We start from the raw sequence: 24,434 nt of genomic DNA on the forward strand, positions 1-24,434 counted from the left end.
CCACGGTCCTCGCTTCGCGGGCAAAAACATATGAGGCACCGAAGACCGTTCGCGGGCACTTTTCGTGAGTCTCGTCGCGTGCTTGACTCCTGCACGTTTTCCCTTCATCCTTTTTCCCGTACGGGGCTGTTCCTGCCGCCTGCGTCCGGTGTGATGTCACCGCCGGGCCGGTCGAGCCAGACAGGCAGGAGAGCGCCGGGAGAACACCCGCGCCAGGCATATAGCGGCCGACGCGGATGGACCGGTCGTGTTCGCGACCCTTGCGTCCATCCGCGCATTTGTGTATGCTCATTCCTTGCGCCGTGTGCCTCCTGTCGGATCTGCCGCTCTGTACTTCACATTGCATGCTCCTCTGCCCTGATGGGTCGTTCACCGCGCCTGGGATTCCGTCATCGGCCTGTGGAAGGACCCCCCTTGGCTGCCTCGAGCACCGATCGCACCACTGACATCGCACTTCGCACCGCCTCGCCTCGCGTCACCTTCGCGAAGCTCGGCGACCCCATCGAGGTTCCGGATCTGCTGAGTCTGCAGACCACCTCATTCGACTGGCTGCTCGGCAACGAGCGCTGGCAGGAGCGTGCCGCTGAGGCCTCCGCCGCCGGTCGCGAGGACGTCCCGCAGACCTCCGGTCTCGCGGACATCCTCGAGGAGATCTCCCCGATCGAGGACTTCGCCGGCAACATGTCGCTGTCGTTCCGCGACCACACCTTCGACGACCCGAAGTACACGGTCGACGAGTGCAAGGAGAAGGACCTCACCTACGCGGCTCCGCTGTACGTCATCGCGGAGTTCATGAACAACGAGACCGGTGAGATCAAGACCCAGACGGTCTTCATGGGCGAGTTCCCGCTCATGACCGACAAGGGCACGTTCATCATCAACGGCACCGAGCGGGTCGTCGTCTCGCAGCTGGTCCGCTCCCCGGGCGTGTACTTCGAGGAGTCCATCGACAAGACCTCCGACAAGCACATCTTCTCCGCGAAGGTCATCCCTTCCCGCGGCGCATGGCTCGAGTTCGAGGTCGACAAGCGCGATCAGGTCGGCGTGCGCATCGACCGCAAGCGCAAGCAGTCCGTCACCACCCTGCTGCAGGCGCTCGGCATGTCGCACAGCGACATCCTCGAGGAGTTCGGCGAGTTCGAGTCGATGCGCTCCACGCTCGAGAAGGACCGCATCGCGTCCCAGGACGAGGCGCTCATCGACATCTACCGCAAGCAGCGCCCGGGCGAGCCGCCCACGCGCGATGCCGGCGAGGCGATGCTGAACAACCTCTACTTCAACGCCAAGCGCTACGACCTCGCCAAGGTCGGCCGCTACAAGATCGGCAAGAAGCTCGGTCTCGAGGGCAGCCTGTCCGAGTCCACCCTGCGCCTGCAGGACGTCGTCGCCGCGATCAAGTACATCGTGGCGCTGCACGACGGCGTCTCGGAGTACACCAGCACCGACGGCCGGGACATCCGCGTCGAGACGGACGACATCGACCACTTCGGCAACCGCCGCATCCGCGCGGTCGGCGAGCTGATCCAGAACCAGGTCCGCACCGGCCTGTCCCGCATGGAGCGCGTCGTCCGCGAGCGCATGACCACGCAGGACGTCGAGGCGATCACGCCGCTGACCCTGATCAACATCCGTCCGGTCACCGCGGCGATCAAGGAGTTCTTCGGAACCTCCCAGCTCTCGCAGTTCATGGACCAGAACAACCCGCTGTCGGGCCTGACCCACAAGCGTCGTCTCTCGGCGCTGGGCCCGGGCGGCCTCTCCCGCGACCGCGCCGGCATGGAGGTCCGCGACGTCCACCCCTCGCACTACGGCCGCATGTGCCCGATCGAGACCCCCGAGGGTCCGAACATCGGTCTGATCGGCTCGCTGGCGACGTTCGCCCGCATCAACCCCTTCGGCTTCATCGAGACCCCGTACCGCAAGGTCGAGGGCGGTCACGTCACGGACGAGGTCGTGTACCTCACCGCCGATGACGAGGACCGTCACATCATCGCCCAGGCGAACGCCAAGATCGATGAGCAGGGACGCTTCCTCGACGAGGAGGTCCTGGTGCGCCTCCCCGGCGGCGAGCCCGACCTGGTGGGCGTCTCGGAGGTGGACTTCATGGACGTCTCCGCGCGTCAGATGGTCTCCGTCGCCACCGCGATGATCCCCTTCCTCGAGCACGACGACGCCAACCGTGCACTCATGGGCTCGAACATGCAGCGTCAGGCCGTGCCGCTGCTCCGTTCCGAGATGCCGCTGGTCGGCACCGGGATGGAGCGTCGCGCCGCGGTCGACGCGGGTGATGTGATCACCGCGCAGAAGGGCGGCGTCATCGAGGAGCTCTCGGCCGACCTCATCGTGGTGATGGCCGACGACGGCTCCCGTCAGACCTACCCGATCGGGAAGTTCCAGCGCTCCAACGCCGGCAACTCCTACAACCAGCGCGTGCTCTTCGACGAGGGTGACCGCGTCGAGGCCGGCTCGATCCTGGCCGATGGCCCCTCGACCGACCAGGGCGAGCTGTCCATCGGCAAGAACCTGCTGGTCGCCTTCATGTCGTGGGAGGGCCACAACTACGAGGACGGCATCATCCTGTCCTCGCGGATGGTCCAGGACGACGTCCTGACCTCGATCCACATCGAGGAGCACGAGGTCGACGCCCGTGACACCAAGCTCGGCAAGGAGGAGATCACCCGGGACATCCCGAACGTCGGCGACGACGTGCTGGCCGATCTCGACGAGCGCGGCATCATCCGCATCGGTGCCGAGGTCGAGCCGGGCGACATCCTGGTCGGCAAGGTCACGCCCAAGGGCGAGACCGAGCTGACCCCGGAGGAGCGCCTGCTGCGCGCGATCTTCGGCGAGAAGGCCCGCGAGGTGCGCGACACCTCGCTGCGCGTCCCGCACGGCGAGACCGGCACCGTCATCGGCGTGCAGGTCTTCAACGACGACGAGGACGGGGACATCCTGCCCACCGGCGTCAACGAGATGGTCCGCGTCTACGTGGCGCAGAAGCGCAAGATCACCGACGGCGACAAGCTCGCCGGGCGACACGGCAACAAGGGCGTCATCGCGAAGATCCTGCCGGTCGAGGACATGCCGTTCCTGGAGGACGGCACCCCGATCGACATCATCCTCAACCCGATGGGCGTGCCCGGCCGGATGAACATCGGCCAGGTCATGGAGACCCACCTGGGCTGGGTCGCCAAGGCCGGCTGGGACCTGGACGACTCCGAGCCGACGGCTGCGGACCTGCCCGCCGCGGCGCTGCACGGCGAGCCCGACACCCCGGTCGCCGTCCCCGTCTTCGACGGTCTGACCGCGGACGAGGTCACCGGCCTGATCGCCAATCACCGCCCCAACCGGGACGGCGAGCGGATGGTCAAGGAGAACGGCAAGGCGCGTCTGTTCGACGGCCGCTCCGGCGAGCCCTTCCCGGAGCCGGTCTCCGTGGGCTACATGTACATGCTGAAGCTCCACCACCTGGTGGACGACAAGCTGCACGCACGCTCCACGGGCCCGTACTCGATGATCACGCAGCAGCCGCTGGGCGGTAAGGCCCAGTTCGGCGGTCAGCGCTTCGGCGAGATGGAGGTGTGGGCCCTGGAGGCCTACGGCGCCGCCTACGCGCTGCAGGAGCTGCTGACCATCAAGTCCGACGACATCGCCGGCCGCGTGAAGGTCTACGAGGCCATCGTCAAGGGCGAGAACATCCCCGAGCCCGGCATCCCGGAGTCCTTCCGCGTGCTGCTCAAGGAGATGCAGTCGCTGTGCCTGAACGTCGAGGTGCTGTCCAGCGACGGCACCGCCCAGGACGTCAAGGAGAGCGACGAGGAGGTCTTCCGCGCCGCGGAGGAGCTCGGCATCGACCTGTCCCGCCGGCCCCACGAGGGCGTCGGCTCCATCGAAGAGGTCTGAGGGACGCGGGCTCAGGCGCGCCGGGAGCGGTCTCGCGCCGCTGCCGCCCCCTGAGCCCCTCCCTCGACCCCCGTTCCCTCAGACACCACTCTTCCGATCGAGAGAAGGACACCTGTGATCGACGTCAACACCTTCGACGAGCTGCGCATCGGCCTGGCCACTGCCGATGACATCCGCGGCTGGTCCCACGGCGAGGTCAAGAAGCCGGAGACCATCAACTACCGCACCCTGAAGCCCGAGATGGACGGCCTGTTCTGCGAGCGCATCTTCGGCCCCACCCGGGACTGGGAGTGCTACTGCGGCAAGTACAAGCGCGTGCGCTTCAAGGGCATCATCTGCGAGCGCTGCGGCGTGGAGGTCACCAAGTCCTCCGTGCGTCGTGAGCGCATGGGGCACGTGGAGCTCGCCGCTCCCGTCACCCACATCTGGTACTTCAAGGGCGTGCCGAGCCGTCTCGGCTACCTGCTGGACCTCGCGCCGAAGGATCTCGAGAAGATCATCTACTTCGCCGCGTACATGATCACCGCCGTGGACGAGCAGGCCCGGCACGACGACATGCCCGATCTGCAGGCCCGCTTCGACCTCGAGCTCAAGGAGCTCGAGAACGAGCGGGACGCCGCGATCAACGATCGTGCGCTGTCGGCGGAGAAGGACCTCGCTCAGCTCGAGGAGGAGGGGGCCAAGGCCGACGCGAAGCGCAAGGTCCGCGACTCCGGCGAGCGCGAGCAGGCCCAGATCCGCAAGAAGTACGACGCGGAGATCGACCGCATCACCCGCATCTGGGAGCGTTTCAAGACCCTCAAGGTCGCGGACCTCGAGGGCGATGAGCAGCTCTACCGGGCGATGAAGCTGCGCTACGGCACCTACTTCGAGGGCGGCATGGGCGCCGAGGCGCTCCAGCGCCGGCTCCAGGACTTCGACCTCGAGGCCGAGTCCGTGCTGCTGCGCGAGATCATCGCCACCGGCAAGGGGCAGAAGAAGGCCCGCGCGCTCAAGCGCCTCAAGGTCGTCTCCGCGTTCCTGACCACCACCAACTCCCCCGTCGGCATGGTGCTGGAGGCCGTCCCGGTGATCCCGCCGGACCTGCGCCCGATGGTGCAGCTGGACGGTGGCCGCTTCGCGACCTCCGACCTCAACGACCTGTACCGCCGCGTGATCAACCGCAACAACCGCCTCAAGCGGCTGCTGGATCTCGGCGCGCCCGAGATCATCGTGAACAACGAGAAGCGCATGCTGCAGGAGTCGGTCGACTCGCTGTTCGACAACGGTCGTCGCGGCCGTCCGGTCACCGGACCGGGCAACCGCCCGCTGAAGTCGCTCTCGGACATGCTCAAGGGAAAGCAGGGACGATTCCGTCAGAACCTGCTGGGCAAGCGTGTGGACTACTCCGCCCGCTCCGTCATCGTCAACGGCCCGCAGCTGAACCTGCACCAGTGCGGTCTGCCCAAGGGCATGGCGCTGGAGCTGTTCAAGCCCTTCGTCATGAAGCGTCTGGTCGAGCTCAGCCACGCCCAGAACGTCAAGGCCGCCAAGCGGATGGTCGAGCGTGCACGCCCCGAGGTGTGGGACGTCCTCGAAGAGGTCATCACCGAGCACCCGGTGCTGCTGAACCGTGCGCCCACCCTGCACCGTCTGGGCATCCAGGCGTTCGAGCCGCAGCTGGTGGAGGGCAAGGCCATCCATCTGCACCCGCTGGTCTGCGCCGCGTTCAACGCGGACTTCGACGGCGACCAGATGGCCGTGCACCTGCCGCTGTCCGCGGAGGCGCAGGCCGAGGCCCGCATCCTGATGCTCTCCAGCAACAACATCCTCAAGCCGTCCGACGGCCGCCCCGTGACCATGCCCGCACAGGACATGATCATCGGTCTGTACCACCTCACCACAGTGCGCGAGGACGGCGAGGGCGCAGGGCGTCAGTTCGCCTCCGAGGCCGAGGCCATCATGGCCTTCGACCGCGGTGAGCTGCACCTGAACGCCCCGGTGTCGATCCGGTTCACCGACATCACCCCGCCCAGCGACTGGGAGGCCCCCGAGGGCTGGACCGAGGGCGATCCCATCATCCTGGCCACCACCCTCGGCACCGTCTACTTCAACGAGACGCTGCCCGTGGACTTCCCGTTCGTGCAGGGCCAGGTCGGCAAGAAGCGACTGGGCGGCATCGTCAACGCTCTCGCCGAGCGCTACGACAAGGGCCAGGTCGCCGCGTCGCTGGATGCGCTGAAGACCTACGGCTTCTCGTGGTCGACCCGCTCGGGTGCGTCCTTCGCGCTGTCGGACGTGGTGACCCCGCCGAACAAGGCGGAGATCATCGCGAAGTACGAGGAGAAGAACGCCCAGATCCAGGAGAACCGTGACCTGGGTCTGATCTCCGAGCACGAGCGCAACATGGAGCTCATCGACATCTGGACCGAGGCGACCAACGAGGTCGACCAGGCGATGCGGGAGAACTTCGCTCCGACCAACACCATCTACCGGATGGTGGACTCGGGCGCCCGAGGCAACTGGATGCAGGTCCGTCAGATCGCCGGTATGCGTGGTCTGGTGAACAACCCCAAGGGCGAGATCATCCCCCGCCCGATCCTCTCCAACTACAAGGAGGGGCTCTCGGTCCTGGAGTACTTCATCGCCTCGCACGGCTCCCGCAAGGGGCTGGCGGACACCGCGCTGAAGACCGCTCAGTCGGGCTACCTGACCCGTCGTCTGGTCGACGTCTCGCAGGACGTCATCGTCCGCGAGGACGACTGCGGCACCACCAAGGGCCTGGTCCTGCCGATCGGGGTCGAGGAGGGCGGCGCGCTGCGCCCCCACGAGCACGCGGAGTCCACGGTGTACGGGCGCGTGCTGGCCACCGCGGCGATCGGGGCCGACGGCTCCGAGGCGGCGCCGGCCGGCACCGAGCTCGGCGACGTGCTCATCGAGCAGCTGGTCGAGGCCGGGGTGCGCGAGGCGAAGATCCGCTCCGTGCTGACCTGCGACTCGGCCGTGGGCACCTGTGCCCAGTGCTACGGCAAGTCGCTCGCGACCGGCCAGCTGGTCGACATCGGCGAGGCCGTCGGCATCGTCGCGGCCCAGTCGATCGGTGAGCCCGGCACCCAGCTGACCATGCGTACCTTCCACTCCGGTGGTGTGGCCAGCGCCGACGGCGACATCACGCACGGCCTGCCCCGCATCCAGGAGCTCTTCGAGGCCCGTACCCCGGCCGGCTTCGCGCCGATCTCGGAGTTCGCCGGTCGCGCGGAGATCGAGGAGAACGACAAGCAGCGTCGGATCACGGTCACCCCGGACGACGGCTCCGAGCCGGTCTCCTACACGGTCTCCAAGCGTGTGACCGTGCTGATCGCGGACGGCGACCAGATCGACGTCGGCCAGCAGCTCACCCAGGGTTCGGTCGACCCGAAGCAGGTGCTGCGCATCCTCGGCCCGCGGAAGGTGCAGCAGCACCTGGTGGACGAGGTGCAGAAGGTCTACATCAGCCAGGGTGTGGACATCCACGCCAAGCACATCGAGGTCATCGTGCGCCAGATGCTCCGTCGGGTGACGGTCATCGAGTCCGGTGATACCGGCCTGCTGCCCGGCGACTTCGCCGAGCGGGTCACCTTCGAGCGGGAGAACCGGCGGGTCCTGGCCGAGGGCGGTCAGCCGGCCTCGGGTCGCCCCGAGCTGATGGGCATCACCAAGGCGTCGCTGGCGACCGAGTCGTGGCTCTCGGCGGCCTCCTTCCAGGAGACCACCCGCGTGCTCACCGAGGCCGCCCTGAACCGCAAGAGCGATCAGCTCATGGGGCTCAAGGAGAACGTCATCATCGGCAAGCTCATCCCGGCGGGCACCGGCCTGTCGCGGTTCCGCCACATCGCGGTCGAGCCCACCGAGGAGGCCAAGGCGCAGATGTACCAGGTGCCCGGCTACGACGAGCTGGACTTCTCCGGCTTCGGCCAGACCGGTGCCGTCAACCTCGACGACATCGACTACGCCGACCCGTTCCGGACCGACTTCCGGTGATCTCGCGCTGAGCGCGGGAGCTGCACCGCCGCGAGGCGGGCGGCGACGACACGCCGCAGGGCGGCCCCACATCGGTGGGGCCGCCCTGCGGCGTTCTGCGTGGGGGAGCGGCTCTGCCGACGCCCGTCCGGCGGACCGGGCGGAGCGGCTCCGGTGTGCGCCAGGTCGCGCCCGGACCACCGAGCAGGCCCTCAGAAGTGACCTGGCAGACGCCGAAGTTCACGAGACGGTAAAGCCCTCGTGGGCCCTTCCTCAAAGTCTCGCCCCGGCCCTTACGGAACCGTCCCAGCCGCGAAACGATGGCATCTGGCAGTTCCCACGCAAGCTTTCCTGCTGCGCCCCTGACAGGCGGCGCGCGCGTGCCGGAGCTGCAGGCCCCGCCCCGCGGGGTCCGACGCTCAGGGAACGACACGCTACGCCGCGGGCTCGCGGCAGGAAACAGGTGCACCAGTGAAGAAGACTCCGTGGATCATCGGCGCGGCGACCGTCTGCGTCGTCGCCATCGGCGGTGGCGGCACCGCCTTCGCGATGTCGAACGAGGCCCAGATCGACGTGTACGGCGAGCAGTCCTCGGTGCGCACCTTCGCCCAGCCCACCGTCGCGAACCTCCTCGCAGATCAGGGCATCGAGGTCAAGGACACCGACCTGGTGGTCCCGGGCCTCGAGACGGTCGTCAGCGACGGCATGGAGATCCAGGTCATCCAGCGCACCCCGATCATGGTGACCGTGGACGGCGTCGCCCAGGAGCTGCTCACCACCGGTGACACCGTCGCCGACGTCCTCGAGGACGCCGAGTACAAGGCCGAGGGCGCGGCGATCAGCCCCGCCCCCGAGACCAGCCTCGGCGAGACCGAGGGCGAGGTCGAGATCGTCACCCGCAAGACCGTCACCTTCGTGGGCCAGTACGGCCAGGACACCTTCGAGGTCACCGCCCTGACCGTCGGCGACGCGATGGAGAAGGTGCTCGGACATATCGAGGACTCCGACACCGCCGACGTCCCCCGCGACACCCTGCTCGAGGACGGCGCCACCTACACGGTCCAGCGCGTCCGCGAGACCGAGCGCACCGAGACCGAGAAGATCCCGTTCGAGACGAAGACCGTCGAGGACGACTCCCTGTACGAGGGCACCTCCAAGACCACCACCGAGGGCAAGGCCGGCACGGTCGAGAAGGTCTTCGCCGAGACCACCGTCGACGGCGAGGTCACCGAGTCCGAGCTGGTCTCCGAGGACGTCATCACCGAGCCGGTCACCGAGGTCGTCGCCGAGGGGACCAAGGAGAAGCCCGCGCCGAAGCCCGAGCCGAAGCCCGAGCCTGAGTCCAAGCCCGAGCCGCGCTCCACCTCCAGCAAGTCCTCGCGCAGCTCCGAGCGCGACTCCTCCAGCTCCAGCAGTTCGAGCTCCAGCGGCTCGAGCTCCAGCAGCTCCCGCTCGGCGAGCGCTCCGACCGCGCCCTCCGGCGGGGTCTGGGATCGCCTGGCCCAGTGCGAGTCCGGCGGCAACTGGTCGATCAACACCGGCAACGGCTACCACGGCGGCCTGCAGTTCTCCCGCTCCACCTGGCAGGCGTTCGGCGGTGGCCAGTACGCACCCACCGCCGACCAGGCGAGCCGTTCGCAGCAGATCGCGATCGCCAAGAAGACCCAGGCCGCACAGGGCTGGGGCGCGTGGCCCTCCTGCACCGCGAAGCTCGGCATCCGCTGATCCGCGAGCCGGCTCCGGCCGGTCTCCGGCCATCCGCGAGCGCGTCGCCCTTCGGCGGCGCGCTCGTCGCGTGCGGGTGCTCGTCCCGCGACCGTCGCCTGGTCTCCACTGGCGTCCTGCCAGCACACGCCCCGCTGTATCGAGGGCGTGTGCTGGGAGACGGCCAGCGGGTGCGCGCCCGGCCCGGTCCAGCGGGTGCGCGCCCGGCCCGGTCGAGCCCGGGCGTGCCGCGTGGCCGAGGTAGGCATGGCAGGCCGTGCAGCAGTGTCCGGCATGTGATCTGCATCGGAGTCCCGGGGAAGCTTTGACCCGATCGTGCGGCGCTCAGTAGACTGCAGATGCGTCCGGAGTGCCCTCTGGTCGTGACCCGGGACTGACCCATGGACCCTTCGGGGCCGCGGGGGATGTCCCCCGCGAGGAGCGGATCCTCGCGGCGTGACCGAACACGGGTCGGAGGCCATGCCCGGCCTCTCGCCCGCGGGCACCGATCACGGTCCTCCAGGACGCCCGGCAGGTGCCATCACCTGACGGGCGGGTCGATCCGCAGAGGCTCCCGGGCCATGGGAGCGGCGCGTCGGGTCGCCGACCGTGAGAACGGTCGAAGTTGTCGATCTGCCGGTGCGAACAGCGCCGGTGGCCGAACAGGAAGAGAAGCAGTGCCCACTATTCAGCAGTTGGTGCGCAAGGGGAGGGACGCCCGGTCGTCCTCCTCGAAGACGCCCGCGCTCCAGGGTTCGCCCCAGCGCCGCGGTGTCTGCACGCGCGTGTACACCCAGACCCCCAAGAAGCCGAACTCCGCGCTGCGCAAGATCGTGCGTGTGAAGCTCTCGACCGGCGTCGAGGTCACCGCCTACATCCCCGGAGAGGGCCACAACCTCCAGGAGCACTCGATCGTGCTCGTCCGTGGTGGTCGTGTGAAGGACCTGCCCGGCGTGCGCTACAAGATCGTGCGCGGCGCCCTGGACACCCAGTCCGTCAAGGGCCGCCAGCAGGCGCGCTCCCTCTACGGCGCGAAGAAGGAGAAGAAGTAATGCCTCGTAAGGGCCCCGCTCCCAAGCGCCACCTCGTCGTCGACCCGGTCTTCGGGTCGCCGATCGTCACGCAGCTCATCAACAAGATCCTCCTGGACGGCAAGAAGACTGTCGCCGAGGGCATCGTCTACGGCGCGCTCGAGGGCGCCCGGGAGAAGAACGGCCAGGACCCGGTCGTCACCCTGAAGAAGGCGCTGGACAACATCCGGCCGTCCCTCGAGGTCCGCTCCCGCCGTGTCGGCGGTGCGACCTACCAGGTGCCGATCGAGGTCAAGCCCGGCCGCTCCACCACGCTGGCGCTGCGCTGGCTGGTCAGCTACTCCCGCGCCCGCCGCGAGAACACCATGACCGAGCGTCTGATGAACGAGATCCTGGACGCCTCCAACGGCCTCGGTGCCGCTGTCAAGCGTCGCGAGGACACCCACAAGATGGCCGAGTCCAACCGGGCCTTCGCTCACTACCGCTGGTGAGTCCATGGTGGGGTCCGCCCGTCCGGGCGGATCCCACCGACTGTCCTTCGGCAGCTCCACCAGCATCCGTTCTCCAGAAAGGCACAGCCCGTGGCACTTGAAGTGCTCAGCGACCTGAACAAGGTCCGCAATATCGGCATCATGGCGCACATCGATGCCGGCAAGACCACCACGACCGAGCGCATCCTCTTCTACACCGGCGTGAACTACAAGATGGGCGAGACCCACGACGGCGCCGGCACGATGGACTGGATGGAGCAGGAGAAGGAGCGCGGCATCACCATCACGTCCGCCGCGACGACCTGCTACTGGCACGACAGCCAGATCAACATCATCGACACCCCCGGTCACGTCGACTTCACCGTCGAGGTGGAGCGCTCGCTGCGTGTGCTCGACGGCGCCGTCGCAGTGTTCGACGGCAAGGAGGGCGTGGAGCCCCAGTCGGAGACCGTCTGGCGTCAGGCCGACAAGTACGAGGTCCCGCGCATCTGCTTCGTCAACAAGATGGACAAGCTGGGCGCCGACTTCTTCTTCACGGTCGGCACCATCACCGATCGACTCGGCGCGAAGCCTCTGGTCATGCAGGTCCCGATCGGTGCGGAGAACGACTTCCGCGGCATCGTCGACCTGGTCGAGATGAAGGCCTATGACTGGCCGGACAGGCTCGAGGAGGACATGGCCGCGATCAACTCCAAGAAGGGTGATCCCTCGCTCGGCCAGTGGCAGCGCGAGATCCCGATCCCCGAGGATCTGACGGACACCGTCGAGGAGTACCGCGGCAAGCTCGTCGAGGACGTCGCCGAGAGCTCCGAGGAGCTCATGGAGGCCTACCTCGAGAAGGGCGACCTCACCGTCGAGCAGCTCAAGGCCGGCATCCGCGCGATGACCATCGCCTCCGAGGCGTACCCGGTCTTCTGCGGCACCGCGTTCAAGAACAAGGGCGTCCAGCCCGTCCTGAACGGTGTCATCGACTACCTGCCCTCCCCGCTCGACGTGCCCCCGATGGAGGGTCACAAGCCGGGCGACGAGGACACGGTCCTGACCCGCAAGCCGGACTGGGACGAGCCCTTCTCGGGCCTCGCCTTCAAGGTCGCCGCGCACCCGTTCTTCGGGTCGCTGACCTACGTGCGCGTCTACTCCGGCCAGGTGAAGCAGGGCGATCAGATCCTGAACGCCACCACCGGCAAGAAGGAGCGCGTGGGCAAGCTGTTCCAGATGCACTCCAACAAGGAGAATCCGGTGGAGGAGGCCTTCGCGGGCCACATCTACGCCTTCATCGGTCTGAAGGACACCACCACCGGTGACACCCTGACGGACTCGGCGAACCCGATCCAGCTGGAATCCATGAGCTTCCCCGATCCGGTCATCTCGGTGGCCATCGAGCCGAAGACCAAGGGCGACCAGGAGAAGCTGGGTGTGGCCATCCAGAAGCTCGCCAAGGAGGACCCGACCTTCCAGGTGGAGCTCGACGAGGAGTCCGGCCAGACCGTCATCAAGGGCATGGGCGAGCTGCACCTCGACATCCTCGTGGACCGCATGCGGCGTGAGTTCAACGTCGAGGCGAACATCGGCAAGCCGCAGGTGGCCTACCGCGAGACGATCAAGCGGACGGTGGAGAAGTTCGACTTCACCCACAAGAAGCAGACCGGCGGCTCCGGCCAGTTCGCGAAGGTCCAGCTGACCTTCGGCCCGCTGACCGATGCCGAGGAGGGCGTGTTCTACGAGTTCGAGAACAAGGTCACCGGCGGTCGCATCCCGCGCGAGTACATCCCGAGCGTGGACGCGGGCATCCAGAGCGCCCTGGAGTCCGGCATCATGGCCGGCTACCCGGTGGTGAACGTCAAGGTCGCGCTCCTGGACGGCGCCTACCACGACGTCGACTCCTCGGAGATGGCCTTCAAGATCGCCGGCTCCATGGCGGCCAAGGAGGCGCTGCGCAAGGCGCAGCCGGTGCTCCTCGAGCCCCTCATGGACGTCGAGGTCCGTACTCCGGAGGAGTACATGGGAGATGTCATCGGCGACCTGAACTCCCGGCGAGGTCAGGTCCAGTCGATGGAGGACGCGAGCGGGGTCAAGATCGTCCGTGCTCTCGTCCCGCTGTCCGAGATGTTCGGGTACGTCGGCGACCTGCGGTCCAAGACCCAGGGTCGGGCGATGTACACGATGCAGTTCGACAGCTACTCGGAGGTCCCCTCCAGCATCGCTGAGGAGATCGTCGCGAAGACCCGGGGCGAGTGAGGCGTCGGGGGCAGCAGGTAGGCTCCTTCTCCTGCTGTCCCCGCCGTTCCCATCGGCCTCCGCCTCACCGAGGCGGGATCCGATCCCGATCCAGAAGTACCACGATTAGAAGTCCTAGGAGGACACCATCATGGCGAAGGCCAAGTTCGAGCGGACCAAGCCGCACGTCAACATCGGCACCATCGGTCACGTCGACCACGGCAAGACCACGCTGAGCGCTGCGATCTCGAAGGTCCTGTACGACAAGTTCCCGGAGCTGAACCAGGCCCGCGACTTCGACACGATCGACAACGCGCCCGAGGAGAAGCAGCGCGGCATCACGATCAACGTCTCGCACATCGAGTACGAGACCGACAAGCGCCACTATGCGCACGTCGACGCTCCCGGTCACGCCGACTACGTGAAGAACATGATCACCGGCGCCGCTCAGATGGACGGCGCGATCCTCGTGGTCGCCGCCACCGACGGCCCGATGGCACAGACCCGTGAGCACGTGCTGCTCGCCAAGCAGGTCGGCGTTCCCTACCTGCTCGCCGCGCTCAACAAGTCCGACATGGTCGACGACGAGGAGATCCTCGAGCTCGTCGAGATGGAGGTCCGCGAGATGCTGGCCGGGCAGGGCTTCGACGAGGACGCGCCGATCATCCAGGTGTCCGCGCTGAAGGCTCTCGAGGGCGACCCCAAGTGGGTCAAGTCCGTCGAGGACCTCATGGACGCCGTGGACGAGTCCATCCCGGACCCGGTCCGCGATCTCGACCAGGCCTTCCTGATGCCGATCGAGGACGTCTTCACGATCCAGGGTCGTGGCACCGTCGTCACCGGCAAGGTCGACCGCGGCAAGCTGTCGATCAACTCCGAGGTCGAGATCCTCGGCATCCGCAAGCCGCAGAAGACGATCGTCACCGGCATCGAGATGTTCCACAAGCAGATGGACGAGGCGTGGGCCGGCGAGAACTGCGGTCTGCTGCTGCGTGGCACCAAGCGTGAGGACGTCGAGCGCGGCCAGGTCGTGGCCAAGCCCGGCACCATCACCCCGCACACCAACTTCGAGGCGCAGGTCTACATCCTGTCCAAGGACGAGGGCGGCCGTCACAACCCGTTCTACTCGAACTACCGTCCGCAGTTCTACTTCCGGACCACCGACGTCACCGGCGTCATCGAGCTGCCCGAGGGCACCGAGATGGTCATGCCCGGCGACAACACCGAGATGACGGTCGAGCTGATCCAGCCGATCGCCATGGAGGAGGGCCTCGGCTTCGCCATCCGTGAGGGTGGCCGCACCGTGGGCTCCGGCCGCGTCACCAAGATCACCAAGTGATCGCCGCGGGGGAGACCCCGCAGCCGTGAGGCGCTCGCTCCGCGAGAGCTGAACAGCACGAGGAGGGCCCCGCACCGGGACGACCGGTGCGGGGCCTTCTCGCATCCCGGCCGCCGTCGGTGCGGGGGAGGGGCGTCCTCGTGCGCGGCGCGGACGGGGCTGTGCTCCGCGCGGCCGGGTTCGGACCGCGCCGTCCGTCGCCCGGAAGGACGGCTCAGTGCTGGGGGTCGCCGCCGGGACGCCCCTCAGATCCCGTGCTGCGGGGATCGTCGCTCGGGGGCGTCGGCGAGGGGTCCTCGGACCGCCCCGCCGGCCTGCCGAAGCTGGGGCGAGGGCTGCGGGCGGTGGGTGCCTCGCTCTGAGACGGCCTGTTCTGCGCGGGCTGTCCGTAGCTCGGGCGCCCGGACGCGGGAGCCGTCGGCGACGATCCATCGCGAGGCGGGGCCGCTGCCCCGAACTGCTGGCCGCCGCTGTGCGGAGCATGGCCGAAGGGCGTGGACGGCGCCGGGACCTGCTCGGCGCCGCTGCCCGCCGGGCCCTGGACCGGGACCGGCGCGGCACCGGATTCGGCGAGGATCTGCTGCGCCTGCGCCGCATGCTTGTGCTCGACCAGGAGCTCGTACTGCATCGGGATGGTGGCCGTCATCGACGTGAAGTCCCGACGGCCTCCCGTCATCGTGTACCCGATCACCGAGGAGACGGTGAAGAACACGATGCCCAGCACCACGCTGGTGAGGATGACCGTGAGGTTGCCCGGGGAGAGCAGGAGCAGCAGCAGGCCGAGGAAGAGTCCCATCCACAGGCCGGAGAGGGCACCCTGGAAGATCACCTTGGGCCAGGTGCGTCGGCCGGTGACCCGCTCCATCAGCTTCAGGTCCGTGCCGACGATCAGCGTGCTCTGGACCGGGAACTGCTTGTCCGCGAGGGTGTCCACCACCGACTGCACCTCCTGGTACGTGCTGTACACGCCGAGGGAGCGGGGGTATTCGAGATCGTAGAGGCGTGCCGTCAGCGGGGAGGCGGAGCGCGAAGACTGCGGAGGCTGGCTCATGGGACCACCGTAGAGCAGGAGTTCGCGAACTGGCTGGATCGGCACCGAGCACGCGGTGGGAGGACAGGCCGGCGCAGCAGGTCGATGCGGATCGTCCAGCCCTCCGGAACGGGAATGAGCGGCCCTCCGCCACTTCTGCAACATTTTGGTCACATCGACCGCGAGACATGCAGATTCGAGCAGCTCGCGGGTACTCTCACTGCACGGTGCGGACAGGGTTCGCGCTCGCTCGACAGCAGAATCTCCGCTTCAATGACGAAAGAGGGCGCTATGGACGATTCCACGGACCCCACCATCCTCGACACCCCGGCCGAGAAGCTCGGTGCGTCACGACGACTGTTCCTGGGCCTGGCCGGTGCCGGTGCCGGTGCTGCGGCCCTGAGCGCCTGCGCCGCCGGTGGTGGCTCGAGCGACGAGGGCGACGGTGAGGCCGGGGTCGGGACCGGCGAGGGCGAGGTCTCCGAGGACAATCCCTTCGGTGTCTCCGGTGACCTGCCGGTCGACGTCGTCATCTTCAACGGCGGCTACGGCGACCAGTACGCGAAGGACGCCGGGGACAAGTACGAGGAGATGTACCCGGACGCCGACGTCCAGGTCTCCTCCACGGTCAACATCCAGCCGGATCTGCAGCCGCGCTTCATCGGCGGGAACCCGCCGGATCTCTTCGACAACTCCGGTGCGCAGTCGATGAACGCCGGGGCCCTGGTCGGTGAGGGCAGCGTCGCTGAGCTCGATCCGCTCATCGAGGCGGCCTCGATCGACGGCGGCACCATCAGGGACTCGTTGATCCCGGGTTCGCTGGATGCGGGCATGTACTCCGGCAAGCTCTATGCGCTGAACTACGTCTACACCGTGTATGCGGTGTGGCTCTCGCGCAAGCAGTTCGAGGAGAAGGGCTGGTCTCTGCCCATCACCTGGGACGACGTGATGACCATCGGCGAGGCCGCGAAGGCCGAGGGCATCGCCCTGTTCCCGTGGGGCGGACAGAACGCCTCGAACTACTACCGCGAGCTCGCTCTGTCGATGGCCATCAAGGAGGGCGGCATCGAGGTGCAGAAGAATCTCGACCGGCTCGAGCCCGACGCCTTCGAGCAGGAGTCGGTCGTCGCCGCGTACGCCGCGATCGAGGACGCCGTCAGGGCCGGGTACTTCCTGTCCGGCGGCGCCGGGATCAAGCACACCGAGGCCCAGGCCCAGTGGGTCACGGGCAAGGCCGTGATGTACCCCTCGGGCTCGTGGATCGAGAACGAGCAGAAGGGCATCACCCCGGAGGACTACGAGATGGTCGGCGTGCCCACGCCTCAGCTGAGCACGGGCGGCGCCATGCCGGCGGAGGCCATCCACGGCACGGCCGGCGAGCCCTTCTTCGTGCCCAGCGATGCCGCCAACGGGCCCGGCGGTCTCGAGTTCCTGCGCGTGATGCTCTCGAAGGAGCAGGCGCAGAACTTCTCGAAGATCACCTCGTCCCCGACGGTCCTGAAGGACACCATCCCCGAGGACGCGTTCGGCTCCACTGCGCTCGCCTCCACCAACGAGATGATCACCGCTGCCGGAGAGAACACCTTCAACATCAGCCACCGAGATTGGTACGGTCTCGGTCCGGACACGGTCACCCTGTGGACCGAGTTCCTCAGCGGCGACCTCACTGCTGACGAAGCCCGGGAGCGCGAGCAGTCGTTGATCGACGCTGTCCGCGAGGACGACAGCATCGAGAAGTTCGACGTTCCTGAGTGATGACGAGCGCTACCACTGCAGCCCCCTCGGGTGCGCCGGTGCGCACCCGAGGGGCACGTCGCAGGGTCACGCCGTCTCGAGTGCTGTTCTTCCTCAGCTTCCTCGGGCTGCCCCTGCTGCTGTACGTCGTGATCGTCGTCTGGCCGATCGCGCAGGCGATCTACTACTCGCTGACGGACTGGCGGGGATTGGGGGCCGCCCCGGAGTTCATCGGGCTGGCCAACTACGCCCGGCTGTTCCAGGACCCCACGTTCCTCAAGGCGCTGACCAACAACCTCATACTGATGGTCGCACTGCCCACCGTCGTGATCGTGCTCGCGTTCGCGCTGGCGATCCTCGTGACGGTCGGCGGCAGCACGCGAGGTGAGATCCGCGGCGTGCGCGGCGCGAACTTCTTCCGCATGGTCAGCTTCTTCCCGTACGTCATCCCGGCCGTCGTGGTGGGCATCCTGTTCGCCTTCATCTACTCGCCCAACGGGGGACTGCTGAACGGCACCCTGGGCCTGATCGGTCTGGATCCGGGGATCGCCTGGCTGGGGGACCCGGACTTCGCGCTGATCGCGGTGGGTCTGGCCGTGGTCTGGAACCTGCTCGGCTTCTACATGGTGCTGTTCGTCGCGGCGATCCATTCGGTCCCCGCCGAGGTCGTCGAGGCGGCGCGCCTCGACGGGGCCGGGCGCCTGCGATTGTCCGTGCAGGTGATCCTGCCGATGGTCCGGGAGAACGTCTCCACGGCCGCGGTCTACATGGGGATCGTCGCCCTGGACATGTTCGTGTACATCCAGGTGATGACCCCCAACGGCGGGACCGCCAAGAGCACGGAGGTCATCTCCCGGTATCTCTACCAGACGGCCTTCTTCGACTCCCGCTTCGGGCTGGCCTCGGCGATGGGTGTGGTGCTCGCTCTGGTGACCATGCTGATGGCCGTGATCGTCCTGTTCAGCTTCCGACGGAAGGACGTGTGATGGCGACGAGGAACCCCGACTCCGCGACCGCAGTGCCGGCCCGGGACGGCGCCCGCGCTGCCGCAGGGCGGAGGGGCGGAGCGCACGCCAAGGCCTCCGGCGGTGACCGGACGTTCGGCGTCATCGCCAACGTGGTCCTGAGCATCTGGGCGCTGCTGGTGATCCTGCCGCTGCTGTGGACCTTCTACAGCTCGTTCAAGAACTCCCGGGAGATCCTCATCTCCCCCTTCAGCCTCCCGGAGAAGCTGAACTTCGACAACTTCGTGAATGCCTGGACCGAGGCCGGCATCGGCCGGTTCTTCGGGAACACGCTGATCGTGGTCGGCGGAGCCCTGTTCCTGGTGATGCTGCTCGGCTCGATGTGCGCGTACATCCTGGCGCGATACACGTTCCCCGGACGTCGGATGATCTACTACGCGCTGATCGCGGGCCTCACGTTCCCGCTGTTCCTCGCCGTGGTGCCGCTGTTCTTCGTGCTCGAGTCGATGAGCCTGAGGAACACGTATCTCGGCCTCATCCTCGCCTATTCGGGCTTCGCGCTGCCGTTCACGGTGTTCTTCCTCTATGCGTTCTTCCGGCAGCTGCCGGAAGAGATCGCCGAGGCCGCCGCCATCGACGGTGCGGGAGACTTCCGCACCTTCTTCCAGGTCATGGTCCCGATGGCGCTCCCGGGTCTCGCGAGCGTCACGATCTTCAACTTCCTGGGTCTGTGGAACCAGTTCCTGCTGCCGGTCGTGCTCAACACGGATCAGAGCAAGTTCGTGCTCGCCCAAGGGCTCGCGAACATGCAGGCGCAGCAGGGGTACCAGTCGGATTGGGGAGCGATGTTCGCTGCTGTGACGATCACGATCCTGCCGGTGCTCATCATCTACGCGTTCTTCCAGCGGCAGCTGCAGGGCGGGGTCGGGCGCAGCACGAACAAGTGAGGACCTGCTGACCGCCGTGGAGCGCTCTCGACGGGCCCGGGACCCTGGATGTGACAGGGTGCACCCGGGCCCGTCTTGTCGTGGCGGACCGCTTCTGACAGACTGTTCGAGTTGTCTGCGCGGGCCGACATGCCCGGTTCCGTTCTCCGAGGATCCCCTCGGCGAATGATCACCGGATGAGGCCCGTCCCGAGGATGCGAATCGCGCCCCATGGCGCGAAGTGCGCATCGTCGCAGGGATACGACGCAGACGCAGCCGATTCTCGGCGGCATCCTGCTGGGCTCATGCGCCCCGCGGAGGCCGACACGCCCGTCCTCGGGTACCGGGAGGCGGTTGCATCCATGCCAGACGAGGAAGAGAGACAGGACGCCATGGCGGGACAGAAGATCCGCATCCGGCTCAAGTCGTACGACCACGAGGTGATCGACAGCTCGGCGCGCAAGATCGTCGAGACGGTCACCAGCGCTGGCGCGACTGTCGTGGGCCCGGTGCCGCTGCCGACGGAGAAGAACGTGTTCTGCGTGATCCGTTCGCCGCACAAGTACAAGGACTCCCGTGAGCATTTCGAGATGCGCACGCACAAGCGTCTGATCGACATCGTCGATCCCACGCCGAAGGCCGTGGATTCGCTCATGCGTCTCGACCTGCCGGCGGACGTCAACATCGAGATCAAGCTCTGAGGGTGGTGGAGATGAGCAACGAACTGACCGGCCAGAAGGCCGCTCCGGTGTCCGGCGTGCTCGGCACCAAGCTCGGCATGACCCAGGTCTGGGACGAGGCTGGAAAGCTCGTCCCCGTGACCGTCGTGCAGACCGGTGCGAACGTCGTCACCCAGATCCGCTCCGTCGAGACGGACGGCTACGATGCGGTGCAGATCGCCTACGGGCAGATCGACCCCCGCAAGGTCTCGCTGCCGCTGAAGGGCCACTTCGAGAAGGCCGGCGTGACCCCGCGCCGCCACCTCGTCGAGCTGCGCACCCTCGACGCCGCGGACTACTCGCTCGGCCAGGAGATCGACGCCTCGATCTTCGAGGCCGGCCAGAAGGTCGACGTCGTCGGCACCTCCAAGGGCAAGGGCACCGCGGGCGTCATGAAGCGCCACGGGTTCGCCGGTGTCGGCGCCTCGCACGGCCAGCACCGCAACCACCGCAAGCCCGGCTCCATCGGTGGCGCCTCCACCCCCGGTCGCGTGTTCAAGGGTCAGCGCATGGCTGGCCGTATGGGCGGCGACCGCACCAGTGTCCAGAACCTGACCGTTCACGCGGTCGACGTCGAGAAGGGCCTCGTGCTCGTCAAGGGTGCCCTCCCGGGCCCCAAGGGCGGCCTCGTGCTCGTCCGCTCGGCTGTCAAGAGCCCCGCGAAGGAGGCCTGAGCCCGATGGCAGCGAACCTGACTGTCGACGTGCTCGATCCGGCCGGCAAGAAGTCCGGCTCCGTCGAGCTGCCTGCGTCGATCTTCGACGTGCAGACCAACGTGCCCCTGATCCACCAGGTGGTCGTCGCCCAGCAGGCGGCCGGCCGCCAGGGCACCCACAAGACCAAGACCCGCGCCGAGGTGCGTGGCGGCGGCAAGAAGCCCTGGAAGCAGAAGGGCACCGGTCGTGCCCGTCAGGGCTCCCTGCGCGCCCCGCAGTTCGCCGGTGGCGGTATCGTCCACGGACCCGTCCCGCGTGACTACAGCCAGCGCACCCCGAAGAAGATGAAGGCCGCCGCCCTGCGCGGAGCCCTCTCCGATCGGGCCCGCAACGGCCGCGTCCACGTCGTGTCCTCGCTCCTGGCGGGGGATGTCGCATCGACCAAGTCCGTGCGTCAGACTCTGTCGAACGTCTCCGAGCGTCGCCACCTGCTGGTGGTCGTGCGTCGCGACGACGATCTGGGCGCGCTCAGCTCGCGCAACCTGCCGACCACCCATGTCCTGTACGCCGATCAGGTGAACACCTACGACGTCATGCTCTCCGACGACGTGGTCTTCACCGCCGGCGCGCTCGAGGACTTCGTGGCTCAGGCGACCCTGGCCCTGCCCACCTCGAACTTCGCTGCTGCGAAGGCCGCGCCGGCTGCTGCCGCCGCTGCTCCCGCCGCCGCGCAGGACGCCCCCTTCGGCGAGGGATCGGCGGCCCCCCTGGCCGACGGTTCCGCCCCCGAGGGCTACTCGATCAAGGGCAACCAGGGCTCGATGAAGTTCCACACCCCGGACTCCCCGTGGTACGGCCGTACCAAGGCCGAGGTCTGGTTCGCGACCGAGGAGGCCGCCCAGGCCGCCGGGTTCGTGAACGCCGTCAAGGAGTCCACCGCGGCCGCAGACGCCGCTGAGGAGGAGTCGAAGTGACCTCGCTGAACAAGGATCCCCGCGACGTCCTGCTGGCCCCGGTCGTCTCCGAGAAGAGCTACGGGCTGATGGACGAGGGCAAGTACACCTTCCTGGTGGCTGCCGACGCCAACAAGACCGAGATCAAGATCGCCGTCGAGAAGGTCTTCGACGTCAAGGTGAACTCGGTCAACACGATCAACCGTCAGGGCAAGTCGCGCCGCACGCGCTTCGGGACCGGCAAGCGCAAGGACACCAAGCGCGCCATCGTCACCCTGACTGACGGAGCCATCGACATCTTCGGAGGGTCGGTCGCCTGAGGCGATCGATATCCGAGGAGCCGAAGAGAGTCTGAGGGAAACCCACATGGCAATTCGTAAGAGCAAGCCGACCACACCCGGTCGTCGTTTCTCGAGTGGCGCCGACTTCGTCGAGGTCACCCGGTCCACGCCGGAGAAGTCGCTGGTCCGTCCGCTGTCCAAGTCCGGCGGCCGCAACAACAACGGTCGTATCACCTCCCGTCACCGGGGCGGTGGCCACAAGCGGGCCTACCGCGTGATCGACTTCCGCCGTCACGACAAGGACGGCATCAACGCGAAGGTCGCTCACATCGAGTACGACCCCAACCGCACCGCGCGCATCGCGCTGCTGCACTACCTGGACGGCGAGAAGCGCTACATCCTCGCGCCGGCCAAGCTGCGTCAGGGCGAATGGATCGAGAACGGTCCGGGCGCGGACATCAAGCCCGGCAACAACCTGCCGCTGCGGAACATCCCGCTGGGCACCGTGGTGCACGCCATCGAGCTGCGTCCCGGTGGCGGCGCCAAGATCGCCCGCAGCGCCGGCGCCTCCGTGCAGCTGGTCGCCAAGGAAGGACCGTACGCGCAGCTGCGCATGCCGTCCGGCGAGATCCGCAACGTCGACGCCCGCTGCCGCGCCACCATCGGCGAGGTCGGCAATGCCGAGCAGTCCAACATCAACTGGGGCAAGGCCGGTCGCATGCGCTGGAAGGGCAAGCGCCCTCACGTGCGCGGCGTCGTCATGAACCCCCACGATCACCCCCATGGTGGCGGCGAGGGCCGTACCTCCGGTGGTCGCCATCCGGTGTCGCCCTGGGGTCAGCCCGAGGGCCGTACCCGTCGGCCGGGCAAGGAGAGCGACAAGCTCATCGTGCGCCGTCGTCGGTCCGGCAAGAAGCGCTGATAGGGAGAATCAGAGACTATGCCTCGCAGTATCGCCAAGGGCCCCTTCGTGGACGACCACCTTCAGAAGAAGGTGGATGTCCAGAACGAGAAGGGCACCAAGAACCTCATCAAGACCTGGTCGCGTCGTTCGGTCATCACCCCGGACTTCCTCGGCCACACCTTCGCAGTGCACGACGGTCGCAAGCATGTCTCGGTGTTCGTCACCGAGTCGATGGTCGGCCACAAGCTCGGCGAGTTCGCTCCCACGCGGACTTTCAAGGGCCACGAGAAGGACGACAGAAAGGGCCGCCGTCGCTGACCTCGAGTCAGAGTCGCTGACCTCCGGTCAGCACGGCAGCACGTCCCGACATCCAGAAGAAAGCAGGACAGCAATGGAAGCCAAGGCGCAGGTGCGGTACCTCCGCATGTCGCCCATGAAGGCTCGCCGCGTTGTGGACCTGATTCGTGGCAAGAGCACGGGCGAGGCCCTGGACATTCTGCGGTTCGCGCCGCAGGGAGCCAGTGAGCCCGTCCTCAAGCTCGTCGAGTCCGCGATCGCCAACGCGCGGGTGAAGGCAGATCAGGCAGGGGAGCGCTTCGATGAGCGCGAACTCGCCGTCTCCGCCGCATTCGTCGATGAGGGCCCGACCATGAAGCGGTTCCAGCCGCGCGCACAGGGTCGAGCCTTCCAGATCAAGAAGCGCACCAGCCACGTCACCGTGGTCGTCGCTCCCGTGAACAAGTAAGGAGTCCCGAATGGGCCAGAAGGTCAATCCGAACGGGTTCCGTCTCGGGATCACGACGGAGCACAGCAGCCGGTGGTTCGCCGATTCCTCCAAGGAGGGTCAGCGCTACCGCGATTACGTGAAGGAAGATGTCGCGATCCGCGCCCTCATGTCCAAGGGCATGGAGCGGGCCGGCATCTCGAAGGTCGAGATCGAGCGCACCCGTGACCGTGTGCGCGTCGACCTCCACACCGCTCGCCCGGGCATCGTCATCGGGCGTCGCGGCGCGGAGGCCGAGCGCCTGCGCGGTGAGCTCGAGAAGCTCACCGGCAAGCAGATCCAGCTGAACATCCTCGAGGTGAAGAACCCCGAGGCCGACGCTCAGCTGGTCGCGCAGGGCATCGCCGAGCAGCTCGCCGCCCGTGTCTCCTTCCGTCGTGCGATGCGCAAGGGCATGCAGTCCGCGCAGCGCGCCGGCGCGAAGGGCATCCGAGTGGCCGTCTCCGGCCGCCTCGGCGGCGCCGAGATGAGCCGCAACGAGTTCTACCGCGAGGGGCGCGTGCCGCTGCACACCCTCCGCGCGAACATCGACTACGGCTTCTACGAGGCCCGCACCGCCTTCGGCCGCATCGGCGTGAAGGTGTGGATCTACAAGGGCGACGTCACCGCCAAGGAGCTCGCGGCCCAGCAGGCCGCCTCGCAGGGTCCCCGCTCCGGCGGTCGCGGCCCGCGTGCCGAGCGTCCGCGCGGCCGTCGTAACGAGCGCAACGCCACCGCGCGTCGTGGGGACAACGCCGAGCAGTCCGCTGCTCCGGCCGCGGCTCCCGCCGAGCAGGCTGCCGCTCCCGCACAGCAGCCCGGAACGGAGGCCTGAGCGAC

The 24,434-nt window shown here is 67.5% G+C and carries 19 protein-coding genes; 18 read left to right on the forward strand and 1 reads right to left on the reverse strand.

The features are described 5' to 3' along the window. The first annotated feature begins 414 nt into the window (after positions 1-414). The 7 genes from rpoB (at position 415) to tuf (ending at position 14,663) form a co-directional block, all read left to right on the forward strand. The gene (gene rpoB / locus ACHUEU_RS14675; RefSeq protein ID WP_394216869.1) at positions 415-3,903 is read left to right on the forward strand and encodes a DNA-directed RNA polymerase subunit beta; all 3,489 of its coding nucleotides are present in this window, start codon (positions 415-417) and stop codon (positions 3,901-3,903) included. Positions 3,904-4,017: 114 nt separating this feature from the next. Further along, positions 4,018-7,902 carry a DNA-directed RNA polymerase subunit beta' gene (locus ACHUEU_RS14680; protein WP_394216870.1) on the forward strand — a complete coding sequence of 1,295 codons (3,885 nt, stop codon included), beginning with the start codon at positions 4,018-4,020 and terminating at the stop codon, positions 7,900-7,902. Between the two features lie 450 nt (positions 7,903-8,352). Beyond that, positions 8,353-9,606, forward strand: a complete 1,254-nt coding sequence (locus ACHUEU_RS14685; RefSeq protein WP_394216871.1) for a transglycosylase family protein — start codon at positions 8,353-8,355, stop codon at positions 9,604-9,606. Positions 9,607-10,262: 656 nt separating this feature from the next. Next, on the forward strand, positions 10,263-10,637 hold the full coding sequence (rpsL, locus tag ACHUEU_RS14690) for a 30S ribosomal protein S12 (RefSeq protein ID WP_394216872.1): 375 nt from the start codon (positions 10,263-10,265) through the stop codon (positions 10,635-10,637). Further along, the gene (rpsG, locus tag ACHUEU_RS14695; protein ID WP_096802405.1) at positions 10,637-11,107 is read left to right on the forward strand and encodes a 30S ribosomal protein S7; all 471 of its coding nucleotides are present in this window, start codon (positions 10,637-10,639) and stop codon (positions 11,105-11,107) included. The genes rpsL and rpsG overlap by 1 nt, the downstream gene beginning before the upstream one ends. 90 nt (positions 11,108-11,197) lie before the next feature. Then, positions 11,198-13,345, forward strand: coding sequence for an elongation factor G (gene fusA, locus ACHUEU_RS14700; protein ID WP_394216873.1), 2,148 nt, complete (start codon positions 11,198-11,200; stop codon positions 13,343-13,345). Positions 13,346-13,475: 130 nt separating this feature from the next. Continuing rightward, entirely contained in the window at positions 13,476-14,663 is a 1,188-nt protein-coding gene (gene tuf / locus ACHUEU_RS14705; RefSeq protein ID WP_394216874.1) for an elongation factor Tu, read from the forward strand. 214 nt (positions 14,664-14,877) lie between these two features. On the opposite strand, the gene ACHUEU_RS14710 is transcribed toward tuf, so the two are convergent. After that, complete coding sequence (locus ACHUEU_RS14710; RefSeq protein WP_394216875.1) at positions 14,878-15,714, reverse strand: YflT domain-containing protein; 837 nt, start codon at positions 15,712-15,714, stop codon at positions 14,878-14,880. A gap of 270 nt (positions 15,715-15,984) precedes the next feature. On the opposite strand from ACHUEU_RS14710, the gene ngcE reads away from it, so the two are divergent. The 11 genes from ngcE (at position 15,985) to rpsC (ending at position 24,429) form a co-directional block, all read left to right on the forward strand. Beyond that, the gene (ngcE, locus tag ACHUEU_RS14715) at positions 15,985-17,448 is read left to right on the forward strand and encodes an N-acetylglucosamine/diacetylchitobiose ABC transporter substrate-binding protein (protein WP_394216876.1); all 1,464 of its coding nucleotides are present in this window, start codon (positions 15,985-15,987) and stop codon (positions 17,446-17,448) included. Positions 17,449-17,528: 80 nt separating this feature from the next. Continuing rightward, positions 17,529-18,413, forward strand: coding sequence for a carbohydrate ABC transporter permease (locus ACHUEU_RS14720; protein WP_394216877.1), 885 nt, complete (start codon positions 17,529-17,531; stop codon positions 18,411-18,413). After that, positions 18,413-19,339 carry a carbohydrate ABC transporter permease gene (locus tag ACHUEU_RS14725; protein ID WP_394216878.1) on the forward strand — a complete coding sequence of 309 codons (927 nt, stop codon included), beginning with the start codon at positions 18,413-18,415 and terminating at the stop codon, positions 19,337-19,339. Before ACHUEU_RS14720 ends, ACHUEU_RS14725 begins: the two co-directional genes overlap by 1 nt. 371 nt (positions 19,340-19,710) lie before the next feature. Further along, on the forward strand, positions 19,711-20,019 hold the full coding sequence (gene rpsJ, locus ACHUEU_RS14730; RefSeq protein WP_089064423.1) for a 30S ribosomal protein S10: 309 nt from the start codon (positions 19,711-19,713) through the stop codon (positions 20,017-20,019). Positions 20,020-20,030: 11 nt separating this feature from the next. Further along, entirely contained in the window at positions 20,031-20,711 is a 681-nt protein-coding gene (gene rplC, locus ACHUEU_RS14735; RefSeq protein WP_394216879.1) for a 50S ribosomal protein L3, read from the forward strand. Positions 20,712-20,716: 5 nt separating this feature from the next. Further along, entirely contained in the window at positions 20,717-21,667 is a 951-nt protein-coding gene (rplD, locus tag ACHUEU_RS14740) for a 50S ribosomal protein L4, sunset domain variant (RefSeq protein ID WP_394216880.1), read from the forward strand. Continuing rightward, positions 21,664-21,966, forward strand: coding sequence for a 50S ribosomal protein L23 (rplW, locus tag ACHUEU_RS14745; RefSeq protein WP_089064420.1), 303 nt, complete (start codon positions 21,664-21,666; stop codon positions 21,964-21,966). Before rplD ends, rplW begins: the two co-directional genes overlap by 4 nt. A 46-nt stretch (positions 21,967-22,012) precedes the next feature. After that, positions 22,013-22,849 (forward strand): 50S ribosomal protein L2, encoded by an 837-nt coding sequence (gene rplB / locus ACHUEU_RS14750; RefSeq protein ID WP_394216881.1) that lies wholly within the window; start codon positions 22,013-22,015, stop codon positions 22,847-22,849. 18 nt (positions 22,850-22,867) lie between these two features. Then, positions 22,868-23,149, forward strand: coding sequence for a 30S ribosomal protein S19 (gene rpsS, locus ACHUEU_RS14755; protein ID WP_015776373.1), 282 nt, complete (start codon positions 22,868-22,870; stop codon positions 23,147-23,149). A 73-nt stretch (positions 23,150-23,222) separates the two neighbouring features. Continuing rightward, on the forward strand, positions 23,223-23,576 hold the full coding sequence (rplV, locus tag ACHUEU_RS14760; protein ID WP_096802413.1) for a 50S ribosomal protein L22: 354 nt from the start codon (positions 23,223-23,225) through the stop codon (positions 23,574-23,576). A gap of 10 nt (positions 23,577-23,586) precedes the next feature. Further along, entirely contained in the window at positions 23,587-24,429 is an 843-nt protein-coding gene (gene rpsC / locus ACHUEU_RS14765) for a 30S ribosomal protein S3 (RefSeq protein WP_394216882.1), read from the forward strand. Positions 24,430-24,434 lie beyond the last annotated feature (5 nt).

The organism is Brachybacterium vulturis (genome assembly GCF_043641765.1).
GTDB lineage: Bacteria > Actinomycetota > Actinomycetes > Actinomycetales > Dermabacteraceae > Brachybacterium > Brachybacterium vulturis_A.